The organism is Nocardioides luteus (assembly GCF_000960475.2).
GTDB classification, from domain to species: Bacteria; Actinomycetota; Actinomycetes; order Propionibacteriales; family Nocardioidaceae; genus Nocardioides; species Nocardioides luteus_A.
Window position 1 is genome coordinate 1 of sequence record NZ_JZDQ02000038.1, and the last position, 16,007, is coordinate 16,007.

General features: G+C 69.0%; 15 protein-coding genes. 7 read left to right on the top strand and 8 right to left on the bottom strand.

What is annotated here, in order from left to right:
- Window positions 1-53 precede the first annotated feature (53 nt).
- Together UG56_RS22480 and fbaA are read right to left on the bottom strand one after the other, a co-directional pair.
- Window positions 54-1,847 (bottom strand): fibronectin type III domain-containing protein, encoded by a 1,794-nt coding sequence (locus UG56_RS22480; RefSeq protein ID WP_045548731.1) that lies wholly within the window; start codon window positions 1,845-1,847, stop codon window positions 54-56.
- Window positions 1,848-2,037: 190 nt separating this feature from the next.
- Window positions 2,038-3,060 carry a class II fructose-bisphosphate aldolase gene (fbaA, locus tag UG56_RS22485; RefSeq protein ID WP_045548730.1) on the bottom strand — a complete coding sequence of 341 codons (1,023 nt, stop codon included), beginning with the start codon at window positions 3,058-3,060 and terminating at the stop codon, window positions 2,038-2,040.
- A gap of 162 nt (window positions 3,061-3,222) precedes the next feature.
- On the opposite strand from fbaA, the gene UG56_RS22490 reads away from it, so the two are divergent.
- The 4 genes from UG56_RS22490 (at window position 3,223) to UG56_RS22505 (ending at window position 6,430) form a co-directional block, all read left to right on the top strand.
- Window positions 3,223-4,383 (top strand): hypothetical protein, encoded by a 1,161-nt coding sequence (locus UG56_RS22490; protein ID WP_045548729.1) that lies wholly within the window; start codon window positions 3,223-3,225, stop codon window positions 4,381-4,383.
- On the top strand, window positions 4,380-4,871 hold the full coding sequence (locus tag UG56_RS22495; protein ID WP_045548728.1) for a SigE family RNA polymerase sigma factor: 492 nt from the start codon (window positions 4,380-4,382) through the stop codon (window positions 4,869-4,871). The genes UG56_RS22490 and UG56_RS22495 overlap by 4 nt, the downstream gene beginning before the upstream one ends.
- 9 nt (window positions 4,872-4,880) lie before the next feature.
- Entirely contained in the window at window positions 4,881-5,444 is a 564-nt protein-coding gene (locus UG56_RS22500) for a dihydrofolate reductase family protein (protein ID WP_045548727.1), read from the top strand.
- 209 nt (window positions 5,445-5,653) lie between these two features.
- Entirely contained in the window at window positions 5,654-6,430 is a 777-nt protein-coding gene (locus UG56_RS22505) for a septum formation family protein (RefSeq protein ID WP_045548726.1), read from the top strand.
- Between the two features lie 75 nt (window positions 6,431-6,505).
- Here UG56_RS22505 and UG56_RS22510 read toward each other — a convergent pair whose 3' ends face one another.
- A complete protein-coding gene (locus tag UG56_RS22510; protein WP_045548725.1) occupies window positions 6,506-7,195 on the bottom strand; it encodes a TrmH family RNA methyltransferase in 690 nt (229 codons plus the stop codon).
- Between UG56_RS22510 and UG56_RS22515 the strand changes: the two genes are divergently transcribed.
- Entirely contained in the window at window positions 7,183-8,031 is an 849-nt protein-coding gene (locus UG56_RS22515; protein WP_256206838.1) for a DedA family protein, read from the top strand. The two genes, UG56_RS22510 and UG56_RS22515, sit on opposite strands and share 13 nt — an antisense overlap.
- On the opposite strand, the gene UG56_RS22520 is transcribed toward UG56_RS22515, so the two are convergent.
- Window positions 8,028-9,221, bottom strand: coding sequence for an aminotransferase class I/II-fold pyridoxal phosphate-dependent enzyme (locus tag UG56_RS22520; protein ID WP_045548723.1), 1,194 nt, complete (start codon window positions 9,219-9,221; stop codon window positions 8,028-8,030). The genes UG56_RS22515 and UG56_RS22520 overlap by 4 nt on opposite strands.
- A 19-nt stretch (window positions 9,222-9,240) precedes the next feature.
- On the opposite strand from UG56_RS22520, the gene pyrE reads away from it, so the two are divergent.
- Both pyrE and UG56_RS22530 read left to right on the top strand, forming a co-directional pair.
- Window positions 9,241-9,777, top strand: coding sequence for an orotate phosphoribosyltransferase (gene pyrE / locus UG56_RS22525; RefSeq protein WP_084101445.1), 537 nt, complete (start codon window positions 9,241-9,243; stop codon window positions 9,775-9,777).
- A 78-nt stretch (window positions 9,778-9,855) separates the two neighbouring features.
- On the top strand, window positions 9,856-10,530 hold the full coding sequence (locus tag UG56_RS22530) for a DedA family protein (RefSeq protein WP_045548721.1): 675 nt from the start codon (window positions 9,856-9,858) through the stop codon (window positions 10,528-10,530).
- On the opposite strand, the gene UG56_RS22535 is transcribed toward UG56_RS22530, so the two are convergent.
- The 4 genes from UG56_RS22535 to clpB all read right to left on the bottom strand — a co-directional run bounded on the left by UG56_RS22535 (window position 10,527) and on the right by clpB (window position 15,858).
- Window positions 10,527-11,204: a hypothetical protein gene (locus UG56_RS22535; protein ID WP_045548720.1), complete on the bottom strand. Its 678-nt coding sequence runs from the start codon at window positions 11,202-11,204 to the stop codon at window positions 10,527-10,529. The genes UG56_RS22530 and UG56_RS22535 overlap by 4 nt on opposite strands.
- Before the next feature lie 62 nt (window positions 11,205-11,266).
- Window positions 11,267-12,355, bottom strand: coding sequence for a hypothetical protein (locus UG56_RS22540; protein ID WP_045548719.1), 1,089 nt, complete (start codon window positions 12,353-12,355; stop codon window positions 11,267-11,269).
- 247 nt (window positions 12,356-12,602) lie between these two features.
- On the bottom strand, window positions 12,603-13,157 hold the full coding sequence (locus UG56_RS22545) for a chloramphenicol phosphotransferase CPT family protein (protein WP_045548718.1): 555 nt from the start codon (window positions 13,155-13,157) through the stop codon (window positions 12,603-12,605).
- A gap of 115 nt (window positions 13,158-13,272) precedes the next feature.
- Window positions 13,273-15,858: an ATP-dependent chaperone ClpB gene (gene clpB / locus UG56_RS22550; RefSeq protein WP_045548717.1), complete on the bottom strand. Its 2,586-nt coding sequence runs from the start codon at window positions 15,856-15,858 to the stop codon at window positions 13,273-13,275.
- Between the last annotated feature and the right edge of the window lie 149 nt (window positions 15,859-16,007).

Below are 16,007 nucleotides of genomic sequence, written 5' to 3' on the forward strand. Positions count from 1 at the left end.
GGGCGGGGAGAGCCTCTCGGCTCTCCCCGCCCTGTTTCTCGGCGTGTGATCGACTAGAACACCGCGGCCACGGCGCTCGTCACCGAGTCGACGATGTCGCCCAGCAGGCCACCCTCGTCCTCCTCGGCAGGAGCGTCCTCGGTCGCCGCCTCGTCGGTCGGCTCCTCGGTGGTCGGCCGCGCAGCCGGGGACTCCGACTCGCTCGGCGTCGCCTCGGGCTCGGCCGGCTGCTCCTCAGCAGGGGCCTCGGCGGCGTCGTCGCCACCCGGGAGGATGTCGTCCAGACCCGGCAGCAGCGGCGCGTCCTTCTCGGTCGGCTCGTCGGTCGGAGCGTCGCCCGGCACCTCGGCCGGAGCGTCCGGCGTCACCGGCTCGTCGGCCGGAGCGGCGGGCTCGCCCTCGCCCGGGGTGTTCGAGCGGAGAGCGGTGTTGCCCTTGAACTGCTGGGGCTCGGTGCCGTCGGACTTCACCGTGAGCGACCGGCTGGGGGCCGACTCGTTGCCGTCACCGTCGATCGCGGTCACCGTGACCTCGACCGTGTCCCACAGCAGGATGCAGGTCACGTGGAGCGTGGTCTCGCCGGTGGTCGTGCCACCGACGCACACGCCACCGGTGACGCGGACGCGGTAGTCGATCTCCTCAGGAGGCGTGACACCGTCCTCGTCCTTCGACGGGTTCCAGGCGAGGTCGAAGCCGAGCGCACCCTCGTTGCTCGCGTCGAGACCGGTCGGGACCGTCGGCGCGATCTTCGTCGTCGTGCCCGAGACCCCGGCGGAGCGCTTGGACTCGTTGCCGGCACCGTCCACGGCCTGCACGGAGTAGGTGTACTCCGTGCCTGCCTTCAGGCCGGTGTCCTCGAAGGACGTGTCGTTGCCGGACGCGATGAGCTCGCCGTCGCGGTAGAGGTTGTAGGTGACGTCGCCGACGCCGTCCTGGTTGTCCTCGGACCGGGACCAGCTCACGTCGAGCGTGCTGTCGCTCGGGTTGCCCGCCTCGACGGTCAGGTCCGCAGGCACCTCCGGCGCCGTGACGTCCATGACGCAGTCGACCGGGTTGCTGTCCTCGGACTCGTTGCCGGCCTTGTCGGTCGCGGTGACCGAGAAGGTGTAGGTCTCACCCGGCCGCAGGTCGGGGAAGGTCGCCGAGGTCTTGTCGGTGTCACCCGGGTTGCCGGCGTTCGGACGCGACGTCACCGTGTAGTGGTCGATCCCGCTCTTGTCCTTGGCCTCGGACCACTCGATGGTCGCGGAGGAGTTGCTGTTGACGGTGCACTCGTTGACCGAGACTGGGTCAGGAGCGTTGGTGTCCTCCTCCGGGTCACCGGGGCCCGGGTCCTCGGGGCCGGGGTCCTCGGGGCAGAGCAGGTCGAACGGCAGCAGGCAGTCGTCGCCGTCGTCCGGCGGAGTGGTCGGCTCACCGTCACCCGGCGGGGTGGTCGGCGGAGCCGGCGGCTGGCACTGAGCCAGATCGGGCTTGATCTCACAGATGTCCACACCGGCACCCGGCGGACGAGTGTCCTCACAGGCGCTCGGGTCGAGCTCACAGGTGGGCGTGCTGCCCGAGGGCACGTTGCCCGCGGGGATGAAGGTCACGCCGGTGTTGGCGGCCGGGACGATGTCGTCGTCGACGACCTCCGGCTCGTCGGAGTCCTTCTCCGACGGCTTGTCGTCGGGCTCAATGGTGTCCGGATCACTGGGGAGCGAAGACTCCCCGGTGGTCGGATCCTTCTTCGGCGAGCTCTGCGGGTCGCCGTTGACGGTGCACGAGAACAAGACGAGCAGCAGGATCAGAATGATCGCGCCTATGACGATTCCGCCGATGGTGCGGTTTCGCGCAGTGGTTTCCATACCGAGGATGTCCCTCCCAAGATCAACGCCGAGAAGACGGTCCGACTTCGTTACCCGTGAGTCGCCGTCCAGCTAGGGGCATTGAATCGCTTTACCAATGACCGGCACAACGACATAAGCCCGAGTTCGCTATGCCGTGTGCCACAACGTTTTCCGAACCGGGACCATCGGCCTGTCCTCGGCGTGTCGCTCAGCCGATGGAGTTGCCCGCGGAACCCAGATGCTGGGCTCCCTCGACGACCCGAGCGGCCATACCGGCCTCAGCGAGCTTGCCCCACGCGCGAGGATCGTACTGCTTCTTGTTTCCGACCTCGCCGTCGACCTTCAGAACACCGTCGTAGTTGGCGAGCATGTGGCCGGCGACCGGGCGGGTGAAGGCGTACTGGGTGTCGGTGTCGATGTTCATCTTCACCACCCCGTAGGAGACCGCCTCGGCGATCTCCTCGGCGCTCGAGCCCGAGCCTCCGTGGAAGACGAGGTCGAACGGCTTCGAGCCGGCGGGCAGGCCGAGCTTGGCGACGACCGCGTCCTGGGCGTCGCGCAGGATAGAGGGACGGAGCTTGACGTTGCCCGGCTTGTAGACGCCGTGCACGTTGCCGAAGGTGAGCGCGGTCAGGTAGCCCTCGATGCCGAGCGCGTCGGCGGTCGCGATGGCGTCCTCGGGGGTCGAGTAGAGCTTGTCGTCGATCGCGCCGACGATGCCGTCCTCCTCGCCGCCGACCACGCCGACCTCGATCTCGAGCACGATGTGCGCGGCCTTGGCCAGCGCCAGCAGCTCCTCGGCGATCTGCAGGTTCTCGGCCAGCGGCACCGCCGACCCGTCCCACATGTGGCTCTGGAACAGCGGCGCCTCGCCGCGCTGGACGCGCTCGGAGGAGAGCTCGAGCAGGGGACGTACGAAACCGTCGAGCTTGTCCTTGGGGCAGTGGTCGGTGTGCAGCGCGATGTTGACGTCGTAGGACTTGGCGACCTCGGTCGCGTACGCCGCGAAGGCCACCGAGCCGGTCACCATGTTCTTGACCGTGGGGCCGGAGAGGTATTCCGCGCCACCGGTGGAGACCTGGATGATGCCGTCCGAGCCGGCCTCCGCGAAGCCGGCCAGCGCCGCGTTGAGCGTCTGCGACGAGGAGACGTTGATAGCCGGGAAGGCGAACCCCTTCTCCTTCGCGGTCGCGAGCATCTCGGCGTACTTCTCGGGGGTGGCGATGGGCATCTGGAGGTCTCCTTGAAGATCCGTTGTCGACCGGTGCGCTGGTGGCCAGCGTAATGCGCTCCCGCGCCACCCCGCCCAACGCCGGCAGTTGGATCGATCAACCAGGACAACCGATCAGCCATGAGATCCGTATCCACGGGTGAGACTGACCTTGGAGGCACGATGGACTGGCACGACGCCCTGGATCTGGCGATCCCGCACCCACCACCCACGTCCGCGGAACCGGCTGCCCTGGTGGCCGCCGGGAAGAAGGCCGTACGCCGTCGGCGGGCCGTCGCTGCCGGCGGGACCGCACTCCTCGTCGCGGCCGTGATCGGCCTGGGATCCACCTATGCACCGTGGCGTGACCGGGCAGCACCACCGCCACCGATCGCGACCCAGTCGGAGGCCGGCGAGGCGCTCGGCTCCTATCCCACACAGCCGCCGCTGAGCGACGCCTCCCCGCTCAGGTACGACTTCGACACCAACGAGGTGACCCTCCACGACGGCTGGGAGGAGGCAGGACGGATCGAGCGGAAGGAGATCCGCCGGCTCCTCGGACACGACTACTCCCAGCTGTTCCTCGCCGCGACCAACGGCGAGAAGACGGTCTACGCGAACTTCATGAACCCGACCGAGATCGCCTACGCCGACGCGGCTGGGACCAACGGGAAGAGCCTCGGCGAGTGGGCCGAGGACGTGGCCGCGCACCACGTCGAGCCCAGATGGTCGGTCGGCGGATCGATCCGGGTCGGCGACGGCTGGACGATCACCCGCGAGATCGACAACCCGCTCGGCTATGACCTGCCCTGGGACTCCGAGGCAGCCGTCGCCGAGCGCGAGGGCATGGAGGTATGGATCCTCTTCACCGGAAACCGGCCGAAGGGCGGTGGCAGCGGTGAAGGCTACGGGGTGGCGTACGCCGCTCCGGGGCAGACCATCGAGGGATACATCGCGCACCGGGACAAGGAGATCGACAGGGACCTGGCCGCGTCGACGGGCGGCTACAGCGCGAGCATGTCCGAGGCGGTCGAGTTCGGGGACGGATCGGAGCTGGTCCCGGCCGAGGACGGCGTGGAGATCCTCGAGCAGGTTGCCGATCCTGATCTCGGGGAGAAGTTCGCCGACGGCGCCAGCCGGTCCGCGGCCGCACGGATCACCGTCAACGGGAAGGAACAGGTCGCCATCGCTCGCGAGAAGGACGGCCTCACCCTCGTCTACACCGTCGAGGTGGCCGACGGACCCCGATCCGAGGACCGCGACACACGCTCCCTCGAGGACGTCCTGGCCATGGTCAAGGCCAGGGAGACCGACCCGGAGACGGGCGGAGGGCTGTTTCCGTGAGCGCACACGACGAGGCATTCTCCGGGTTCGTCGCCGCACGACGCCCGCACCTGGTGCGAACCGCCTATGCCTTGTGCGGCGACTGGCACCGGGCCGACGACCTGGTGCAGACGGCCCTGCTGAAGCTGTACGCCGCGTGGCGGCGGGTCGAGTCCGGCTCGGAGGAGGCGTACGTCCGGACGATCCTCGTCCGCGCCCACATCGACCAGGCCCGGCGGCCGTGGTGGAAGCGGGAGCGCTTCGGTGACCTGCCGGAGCGGCCCGCCCCCGCGGAGCAGGTCGAGGAGCGGTCCGAGCTCTTCGACGCGCTCCAGGCGCTCCCGGAGATGCAGCGCAAGGTGGTCGTCCTGCGCCACTGGCTGCAGCTGTCGGTCGCCGAGACAGCGCGCGAGCTGCGGATCAGTGAGGGGACGGTGAAGAGCCACTCGTCCCGCGGCCTGGCAGCGCTGCGTACATGTCTGGAGTCGGGGGACGCCTTCCGGGCGTAGCGTCGGGACATGCCCAAGGTCACCTACTTCACCGCCACCTCGCTGGACGGCTACATCGCCGACGAGAACAACTCGCTGGACTGGCTCTTCGACACGCCGCACGGCGACGACGAGACGGCCTGGGAACGGCTGATGGCGGAGTCGGCGGCGCTGGTGATGGGCGGCACGACGTACCGCTGGATGATCGAGCACGCGCCGGAGATGCTGACCGGGCCGGAGAAGTGGCGGGAGTACTACGACGACCGGCCGGTGTGGGTGTTCACCCACGCCACCGACCTGCCGGCGGTCCAGGGCACCGAGGTGCACTTCGTGCAGGGCGAGGTGAGACCTGTCTACGACGAGATCGCGGCCGCCGTCGACGGCGGGATCTGGCTCGTGGGCGGTGGCGACCTGGTCGGTCAGTTCGACGACGCCGGCCTGCTCGACGAGGTCGTCGCGGGGATCTGCCCGGTCACCCTCGGGGCCGGAGCGCCGCTGCTCCCCCGTCGCATCACCAGCGAGCGGATGCGGGTCATCGACGTCCTGCAGTCCGGCGAGCAGGTGCGGATCCGCTATCGGATCGAGAGGTCCTGAAAACCCCCGCTGCCGCCCGGCCCCGAGGCCACGCACCCTAGAAGAAGGGGCACATCCGGGCGACCCAGAAGTTAACTTTAGCGGATCGGGTTCCCACCGTTGACACCGGGTCGTAACCGGGTTACAACCACCCGAATTGACTATGCCCCGCCGGGCATCTCGCTGCGATGATCAGCCCGCCACATCCCACTCATCCGAAAGCACGATCAATGTCTCGTCTTCGTGCCGGCGCCGTCGCGCCCGTGCAGAAGCCGATGATGGTGGCCCTCGTTCTTGGGCTCGTCGTCGGCGTCTTCTCCTTCATCGGACTCACCGCCACCCAGGCCGACGCGGCAGTGCCGCCCAAGCCCACGGTCGGCACCTGCTACAACTACGGCTGGACCGCCTACAGCGGCTGGTCCCAGACCGGCAAGAAGGTCTCGTGCAGCACGGCCCACACCGCGAAGACCATCGCGCTGGGCACCCTCGTCTCGGGTACGACCCGCACCGAGGCGTCCCTCACCCGTGAGGCCAACTACTCCCACATGGTCAAGACGTGCGTCCACGCGCTCCGTGACAAGCTGGGCAGCACCTACTCGAAGCGGAACCAGTCGGCGTACACCACGGCGTTCTTCGTGCCGAACGTCGAGCAGTTCGACGCCGGCCAGCGCTGGTTCCGGTGCGACGTCGTGCTCCCGGGCAAGGACACCCTCAAGAACCTGCCGACCAACCGGGCCAAGTTCCTCGAGGGCGTCTCGCTCACCCAGCGCACCCGCGGCTGCCTCAGCGGCACGTACGTCGGGCCCTACTCGTGCCTGAGCTCGCACACCTACAAGTCGATCTCGGCCTTCAAGAAGGCCGGTACGACCTACCCGTCCACCGACTCGTTCGAGCGGGCCGTCGCGAACAACTGCCCGAGCCGGACCCGGGCCTACAGCAAGCCGAGCCGCTACGAGTGGCAGACCGGCGACCACTGGGTCGTCTGCTACGAGCGGAACACCAACTGATCCGCTGATCGGTCACGACGCGTCGATCCCCCTGGTGCGCCCAGGGGGATCGACGTGCTCTTTGCGCTGATCCGTTCAGCCGCGCCAGGCGTCGTCGGAGGACAGATCGGCGTGCTGGACGACCCAGGAGTGCATCGCGATCGCGGCGGCGGCGGAGGCGTTGATCGACCGCGTCGAGCCGAACTGGGCGATCGAGAAGGTGCCGTCGACGCTCTCCCGGGCCTGCTCGGACAGACCCGGACCCTCCTGCCCGAAGAGGAAGCAGACCGACTTGGGCAGCGCCATCGTCTCCAGGTGGAGCGAGCCGGGCAGGTTGTCGATGCCGAGGAGGCGTATGTCCCGTTCGTGGAGGTACGCCGCGAGCGCCGGCACGTCCGGGTGGTGATGGACGTGCTGGTAGCGGTCGGTGACCATCGCACCGCGACGGTTCCAGCGGCGGTTGCCGACGATGTGCACCTCGGCGGCGAGGAAGGCGTTGGCGGTGCGGACGATGGTGCCGATGTTGAAGTCGTGCTGCCAGTTCTCGATGGCGACGTGGAAGCCGTGGCGGCGCTGGTCGAGGTCGGCGACGATCGCCTCGAGGGTCCAGTAACGGTAACGGTCGACCACGTTGCGGCGGTCGCCGTTGGCCAGCAGGTCCGGGTCCCAGTGGTCCCCCTCGGGCCATTCGCCCTGCCATGGACCCAGGCCGACCTCCGGCTGCCCGTGGGGCATCGGGTCGTACGGAGCTCGGGAATCACCCTCGGACTGACGTGTCTCGTTCATCGACGAGTCAGAATATTCGACAACAAGACTTGTTACCTATGGGTACCGTAGGGCGCGTGACAGGTGCGGGGAATTTTGCGCCGATGATGGCCGGTCTGGACTGGATGAGTCCGGACTTTCTGCTGGCCACTTTCGGTGAGCCGCTGTTCTGGATCAGCCTGATCATCATCTTCATCGAGTGCGGTCTTTTCTTTCCGTTCCTGCCCGGCGACAGCCTGCTGATCGCGCTCGGGATCTTCATCGCGACCGGCAAGATCGACATCTTTCCCGGGCCTCCCGGCGTCGAGATCGTGATCGCGATGCTCTTCTTCCTCGCTGCCGCTTTCGCGGGCAACGTGACCGGATATGAGATCGGGCGAAAGATCGGACCGCGGCTCTATGAACGCGACGGCCGCTTCATCAAGAAGCGACATCTCGAACAGACCCGGGAGTTCTTCGACAAGCACGGCAACAAGGCATTGGTGATCGGGCGTTTCATCGCCTTCGTACGCACCTACGTCACCGTCGTCGCCGGGGTCACCCACATGGACCGGCGGCGGTTCTATTTCTGGAGCTTCGTCGGTGGCGTGCTGTGGGTGCTCGCAGTGACGTTGTTCGGGTTCTTCGTCGGCGCGCGCTGGCCCTGGCTGGCCGACAACGTCGACTACCTGATCCTGCTGCTCTTCGCGCTCGCGTTCCTGCCAGCGATGGTGGAGTGGTGGCGCCGGCGGCGCACCGCGTCGCGGCTGGCCCGCGACCTCGACCACGACGGTCGCCCGGACCGCGACATCATGGGTCTGGCGGTCCACCCGCGCACCCCGGCGGAGGACGAGGCCGACCGCCGGGCGGACCACTAACGCGTCAGGTTCCCGTGGGTGAGGCGCTCCAGCGCCTCCTCGATCACCTCGCGCTGCTTCGTGAAGGTCCACCTCACCAGGTGCTTCCCGGCATCGGTGTCGTAGAACCCCTGCAACGGGATCGCCACGACCCCGGCGCGCTCCGGCAGCGCCCGGCAGAACTCCAGCCCGTCGGCCCAGCCGAGAGGCTCGATGTCGGAGACGGCGAAGTAGGTGCCCTCCGGGATCGTCACGTCCAGGCCGATCTCCTTCAGCCCGCCACAGAGGAGATCGCGCCGCCCCTGCAGGTCGAGGGCGAGCTCCCGGGGCCAGTGGTCGAGATGCTCGAGCGCGTACGCAGCGGCCGGCTGCAGCGGCGCACCGGAGGTGAACGTCAGCCACTGCTTGGCTCCGAGCAGCGCCTGGACCAGGTGTTCGGGGCCGGTCGCCCAGCCGACCTTCCAGCCGGTGAAGGAGTAGGACTTGCCGATGCTCGACAGGGTCAGGGTGCGCTCGCGCATCCCGGGGAGCGTGGCGATCGGGACGTGCGGGGTGTCGTCGAACGTCAGGTGCTCGTAGACCTCGTCCGAGACCACCGTCAGGTCGTGGTCCCTGGCGAAGGCGGCGACCGTCTCCAGCTCCTCGCGGGTCAGCACGGTGCCGGTCGGGTTGTGCGGGGAGTTGAGGAGGAGCACCGTGGTCTTCGCCGAGGCCGCCGCCTCGAGGGCTTCGCGCGGCAGTCTTCCGCCGGGTGCGTCCGGGTCGAGGCTGAGCGTCACCGGGCGACGTACGCCGCCTGCGAACTGCACCATGGCGGGGTAGCTGTCGTAGTAGGGCTCGACCAGGATCACCTCGTCGCCCGGGTCGACCAGGGCGAGGATCGCCGCGGCGATCCCCTCGGTCGCGCCGGTGGTCACCGCGACCTCGCGAGCCGGGTCGAAGGTGAGGCCGTAGTGACGGGCCTGGTGGGCCGCGACGGCTTCTCGCAGTGCGGGGATGCCCGGGCCAGGGGCGTACTGGTTCCGTCCGCCCTCCAGTGCGGCGACGGCTTCCTTGATGATCTCGTCCGGGCCGTCGACGTCGGGGAAGCCCTGGCCGAGGTTGACCGCGCCGGTGGCGACGGCCAGGGCCGACATCTCGGAGAAGATCGTCGGCGGGATGCCGTGGAGTCGTCGAGCAGTCCTTGATGCCGTTCGCTGGCGCTCACTCATGGGACTTAGGCTATTGGGCGTGACCACGGACCAGACCCTTGCTGCCGACATCGACGCCACCTGCCGCCTGCACGGCGAGTTCACGCTCCGCTCGGGGCAGGTCAGCGACACCTACTTCGACAAGTACCTCTTCGAGGCCGACCCGGCGCTCCTGGACCGGGTCGCGGCGCGGATGGTGGAGCTTCTGCCGGAGGGCACCGAGCTGCTCGGCGGTCTGGAGCTCGGCGGCATCCCGATCGTGACCATGGTGTCGGCCAAGACCGGCATCCCGGCGATCTTCATCCGGAAGAAGGCGAAGGAGTACGGCACCGCCAAGCTCGCCGAGGGGCCGTCCTTCTCCGGGAAGCGCGTGACGCTGATCGAGGACGTGATCACCTCCGGTGGCGCCGTGCGCGACGCGGTCAACGCGCTCCGTCCGCTTGGTGCGGTCGTGGACACTGTGGTGTGTGCGATCGACCGGTCGCCCGAGCCCGGTGAGTCGCTGCGTGATGTCTCGCTCGAGATCCGCTCCGTGCTGACCCGGGCCGACCTGGACGCGGTCAACGCCGCCTCCTAGGGACCCACAGCGTGGATTTCAGGTTCGGTCGCTAGGCTTCGCCCGCCCGGCCCACCCACACACTGCGAAGAGAGCCTCATGATCCTCACCGCCACCCAGCCCGAGGAGCTCACCGGCGTCGCCGGCTGGGCGGTCGACCTGATGGACAAGCTCGGCCCGATGGGTGCGGGACTCGGCATCGCGCTGGAGAACCTCTTCCCGCCGCTGCCGTCGGAGATCATCCTGCCGCTGGCCGGCTTCACGGCCGCCCAGGGACGGTTCACGATCGCCGAGGCGCTGATCTGGACCACCCTCGGCTCGGTCGTCGGTGCGCTCGCGCTCTACCTGATCGGTGCGCTGATCGGCCGCGAGCGGGTCTACTGGGTCGGCTCGAAGCTGCCGCTCGTGAAGGTCTCCGACCTGGAGAAGACGGAGGCGTTCTTCGAGAAGTACGGCGCGTGGACGGTCTTCTTCGGCCGCTTCATCCCGATCTTCCGGTCGCTGATCTCGGTGCCCGCCGGCGTCACCCGGATGCCGATCTGGAAGTTCCTGATCCTGACCACCGTCGGCTCGGCGATCTGGAACACCATCTTCGTCGTCGCCGGCTACCAGCTCGGTGACAACTGGGAGAAGGTCGAGCCGATCGTCGGCCGCTTCCAGAACATCGTCATCCTGATCGTGGTCATCGCGGTCGTGGCCTGGATCGGCCTGCGCGTCTACAAGATCGTCCGTGGCTCCGACAACGGGGCCAAGGACGACTCGCTCGTTCCCTAGAACTGCTGGTGGGTCGGCGGTGTCATGCCCGGCACCGCCGTCGGCCGGAGCGGGTCGCCGGGCGTACGCCTGGCGAACCAACTGCCTGCTCTGCCCGAGTAGAGCATCACCAGCACGGCGATGATCAGCGCCGGATAGAGCACCGTGAAGAGCGCGAGCAGCGCGGCGAGCGGACCCACGATCGTGAGCAGCACCCGGGCCACCTTGGACCGGAACAGCACCATGATCCCGAGCGGGATCGCGATCAGGCTGAGCACCCCGCACGTGGCGAACCAGATCACCATCGCCAGCGTCACGCCCTTCTCCGAGGACGACGGGTCGTTGTAGTCGGCGATCCCCGCGGGCACCATGAACAGCGAGATCAGCAGGGCGATCACCGACCCCACGATCGTCAGCACCGACGCCGCGACCACCGTCCCGGGACGGGTGTCGGGATCGGGCTGCGGGTAGTGAGGACGCAGGTACGCCGGGGGCTGCTGACCCATCGCGTACTGGCCGTAGGCCGGCGGCGCCTGACCCCATCCCTGGGGCTGCTGCGGCTGGGTCGGCTGGGTCGGCTGCGGGGTGGCGTACGGCAGGGGTGGGGCGTAGGGCGTCGGGGGCGGCGGCTCCTGCCCCTGGAACGGCGGCTTGCCGCCGTAGGGGTTGTCGAAGGAGCCGTACTGATCTGACATGCCGCGGAGCCTATCCGGCCCGCCGGGTCGGCTGCCTTGCTTTAAGGCTCCGAGCCTCGGGTTCAGCCACGGAACCAAGCCGCGACCTCGGGTCGCAGCAGGAACGAGAAGGTCGCCACCGCGGCGCCGAAGAGGATCACCGCCGGCGGGAAGGCGAGGGCGAAGAGGAGCAGGGAGAGCGCCGAGATGCCGGCGGAGATCATCAGCGCGACCCGGGCCCAGGAGTGGCGGCGGACCGCGAACGCTGCGAACACGGCGGCGGCGACACACACGATCGTCACCAGCACGGCCATGACCCAGGCCGAGGCGATGATGATGTCGGCGGTGTAGAGCCCGGCGACCTCACGCATGTTCGGGTCGCTCTCGGCCTGCTTGCGCACCTGCTCGAGGATCACGTCGGGGTTGGCGGTCGCCGTCACCGCCGAGGCGAGCATCATCAGCGCGGTGAACCCGGACCCGATCCAGGTCAGCACGGCTGCCGCCATCACCGCACCCGGGCGACGCCTGGGTGCGGCCTTCGTCGGGTGCGCCACCGCGCCGGTCCACGGCGGCGGCTGCTGCTCCGCGAGGCGGGCCGGGCCGGTGGTCGTGCCGGGCTGGGTCTCGCCCGGGGTTGCGGTCGGGCTTGCGGTCGGGACTTCGGTCGGGGTCGCGGGCGCGGTCGGGGCGACGTACGAGGTCTGGTCGGGGTCGCCGGTGTCGAGCGCCTCGCGCTTGGCCGGTGTGACCCCGTCGAACCAGTCGCGGGTCGGCGACATCCACAGCAGGATGACGGCGACGGCGGCCAGCGTGGACCAGAACCCACCGCCGAACATCCCCGCGAAGAAGAGCGGCGCTGCGATGACCGTGAGCGCGAGCCGGGCCTGCTTGCTGCGCTGCAGGACGTGCCAGCCGAGGATCACGGCCGCTGCCGCGATCGCGCCGGTGACCAGCGCCATCACGTGCATGAGGTCGAGGATGCTGTCGAGGTCGATCCCCGAGCCGGCCAGCGGCGGCTCGGCCAGCACCTCCTCCACCCGCTCCCGGGTGTCCAGGCTGCGCAGCCCGGCGATCTGGTCCCAGGCCGCCACCACGGTGAACAGCGACGCGAGCACGATGAGCCACCCGGCGAGGGTGGCCTGACCGGGGCGGGGAAGCTTCGTTTCAGACATGTCGGGAATCATTTTCTCATCCCGGCCAACTTCGCCTGCCGAGAGGTCACGCGCGTCGGCCGAGACGTCGCCGGCGCAGGCCGAGACGTCGCTCGCGTCGGCCGAGTGGGCACCGCGATGACGGCTCGGCCGACCGGAGTGACGGCTCGGCCGACCGGAGTGACGCCTCGGCCGACCGGGGTGACGCTTCGGCCGACCGGGGTGACGCCTCGGCCGACCGGGGTGACGCCTCGGCCGACGTACGTGCCTACTCGGCGCGGCCGGCGCGGAGGCGGTCGAAGGCCTTGGGAGCGGTGAGCGCGGGCAGGGCGTGGGCGATCTCCTGCGCGCACGCGGCCGGGGTGGCGGTCGTGGAGTCGACGCGGATGTCGTACGGGTGGGTGTAGACGAGGGTCTGCGATCGGGCGAGGCCGGCGGGCCGGTCGCCGCGGGCGGTCTCCCGGCGTTCGAGCTCCTCGGGCGAGCACCAGACCTCGACGAGGGTGACGTCGTAGCCGTCGAGCACCTCGAGCAGGTCGTCGAGCCGCCAGCTCTCGCTGAGCGGATAGTCCATGATCACGTCGTTGCCGACCGAGGCCAGGGCCTCGACGGCGCGGTGGTAGCCGAGCCGGGTACGCCGCAGCATCTCCGCGATCCCGGCCTCGTCGAGCTCACGCGTGTGCACCGTCGACCGCATCCCGCTGATCCCGTCGACCGGCACCAGGAACCACGGGTCCTCGAGCAGCGGCAACAGCTCCCGCCCGACGCTGCTCTTGCCCGAGCTCGATGCCCCGTTGAGCAGGATGATCCGACCGGTCCGCATGCGTGGAGGCTACCGACCTGCCGAGGCGTCACGTACGTCGGCCGAGTGGGCATCTGAGTGCCCACTCGGCCGACCGGGGTGACGCCTCGCCCGACAGGGCTGACGCCTCGGCGGGTCAGGCCTTCAGGGTCAGGCCATCGCCGTCACGGTCGACGGTGACGTCGCCACCGTCGGAGACCTCACCACCGATGAGCATCCGCGCGAGCGGGTCGCCGATCGCGGACTGGATGAGGCGGCGGAGAGGACGGGCGCCGTACGCCGGGTCGTAGCCGGTCTCGGCCAGCCACTCCCGAGCCTCGGGGGTGACGGAGATCGAGATGCGGCGGGCGGCCAGGCGCTTCTCCAGCAGACCGAGCTGGATGTCGACGATCTTGGTGAGGTCGGCCAGCGAGAGGGCGTCGAACATGACGACCTCGTCGAGGCGGTTGAGGAACTCGGGCTTGAACGATCCCCGGACCACCGCCATGACCGACTCGTGCTTCGCGTGCTCGTCCAGCACCGGGTCGACCAGGAAGTTCGAGCCCAGGTTGGAGGTGAGGATGAGCAGCGTGTTGCGGAAGTCGACCGTGCGGCCCTGGCCGTCGGTCAGGCGACCGTCGTCGAGCACCTGCAGCAGGATGTCGAAGACCTCGGGGTGAGCCTTCTCGACCTCGTCGAGCAGCACCACCGAGTAGGGCCGACGGCGCACCGCCTCGGTCAGCTGACCACCCTCGTCGTAGCCGACGTAGCCCGGAGGCGCTCCGACCAGGCGGGCGACGGAGTGCTTCTCGGAGTACTCGGACATGTCGATGCGTACGATCGCGCGCTCGTCGTCGAAGAGGAAGTCGGCCAGCGACTTGGCGAGCTCGGTCTTACCGGTGCCGGTCGGACCCAGGAACAGGAACGAGCCGGTGGGACGGTTGGGGTCGGCGATGCCGGCACGAGAGCGCCGGACCGCGTCGGCGACCGCCGTGACCGCGGACTTCTGCCCGATCAGCCGGCGTCCGATGACGGACTCCATCTCGAGCAGCTTGGCCTGCTCGCCCTGGAGCATCTTGCCCGTCGGGATGCCGGTCCACGCCTCGACCACCTCGGCGATCTGCTGGGCGGCGACCTCCTCGCCGACCAGCCGGTCGGCGACCTCGTCCTCGGCAGCAGCCGCCGCGGCGATCTGCTCCTCGAGCACCGGGATCTTGCCGTAGAGGATCTCGGACGCCTCGCCCAGCGACCCTTCACGCTGCAGCCGCTCGGCCTCGATGCGAAGCGCGTCGAGCTGCTTGCGCAGCGCACCCTCGCCCTCGAGGGAGGCCTTCTCCCGCTCCCAGCGAGCCTCCAGCCCGCGCAGCTCCTCCTCCTTGTCGGCGAGCTCCTTGCGCAGCGCCGCGTGGCGCTCCAGGGACGCGTCGTCGGACTCCTTGGAGAGCGCGAACTCCTCCATCTTCAGCCGGTCGACGGCACGGCGGAGCTGGTCGATCTCCTCGGGGGACGACTCGATCTCCATCCGCAGCCGGGACGCGGCCTCGTCGATGAGGTCGATCGCCTTGTCGGGCAGCTGACGGCCGGTGATGTAGCGGTCGGACAGGGTCGCGGCGGCCACCAGCGCGGCATCGGTGATGCGGACACCGTGGTGGGCCTCGTACTTCTCCTGGATGCCGCGCAGGATCTGCACGGTGTCCTCGACCGACGGCTCACCGACGAAGACCTGCTGGAAGCGGCGCTCCAGGGCAGGGTCCTTCTCGATGCGCTCCCGGTATTCGTCGAGCGTGGTCGCACCGATCATGTGCAGCTCACCGCGCGCCAGCATCGGCTTGAGCATGTTGCCGGCGTCCATCGCGGAGTCGCCGCCGGCACCCGCGCCGACGACGGTGTGGAGCTCGTCGATGAAGGTGATGACCTGCCCCTCGGCGGCCTTGATCTCCTCCAGGACGGCCTTGAGCCGCTCCTCGAACTGACCGCGGTACTGCGCACCGGCGACCATCGCCGCCAGGTCGAGGCTCAGCACGCGGCGGCCCTTGAGCGAGTCGGGTACGTCACCGGCGATGATCCGCTGGGCGAGCCCCTCGACCACGGCGGTCTTGCCGACGCCGGGCTCACCGATGAGGACCGGATTGTTCTTCGTACGCCGCGAGAGCACCTGGATGACCCGGCGGATCTCGGCGTCACGGCCGATGACCGGATCCAGCTTCCCGCGCTCGGCAGCCTCGGTGAGGTCCTGGGAGTACTTCTCGAGCGCCTCGTAGGAGTCCTCGGCGTCCTGGCTCGTGACCCGACGGTTGCCGCGGACCGCCTTCAGCGACTCGCGCAGCCCCTTCTCGGTGAGACCGGCGCCCTTGAGCACCTTCTGCGCCGACGACTCGACCGTGGCCAGCGAGATCAGCAGGTGCTCGGTGGCGGCGTAGTCGTCCTTCAGCGAGGTGGCCAGCGTGATCGCTCCGGCGAGGACGCGGGTCAGCGCACCCGAGGCAGCAGGCTGCTGCACCGTGGAACCGCTGGCGCGCGGGAGACCGGCGAGGTCGGCAGCCGCCGCTCGCGACAGCTCCTCGGCGTCCACACCGGACTTGGTGACCATCGACGTCGCGGTGCCCTCGTCCTGCTGCAGCAGCGCGACGAGGAGGTGGATCGGCTCGGTCGTGGTGTTGCCCGCCGTCGTGGCGGAGAGCTGCGCGGCCTCGATGGCCTCGCGAGCCTTGGTGGTGAACTTGTCTGCCGAAAACTGGCTCATCTGTCTCTGCACTCCTCCTGGGGACGCGCTCAGTCTGCCGCGAGTGCCTTTCACCCGCATCTATCTCAACACAACCAAAGTTGAGTCTGTTCCACTCAACTTTGACATTTTTCTATGTCGTGGCGGCCACCGGGGCCATCGGGCACACT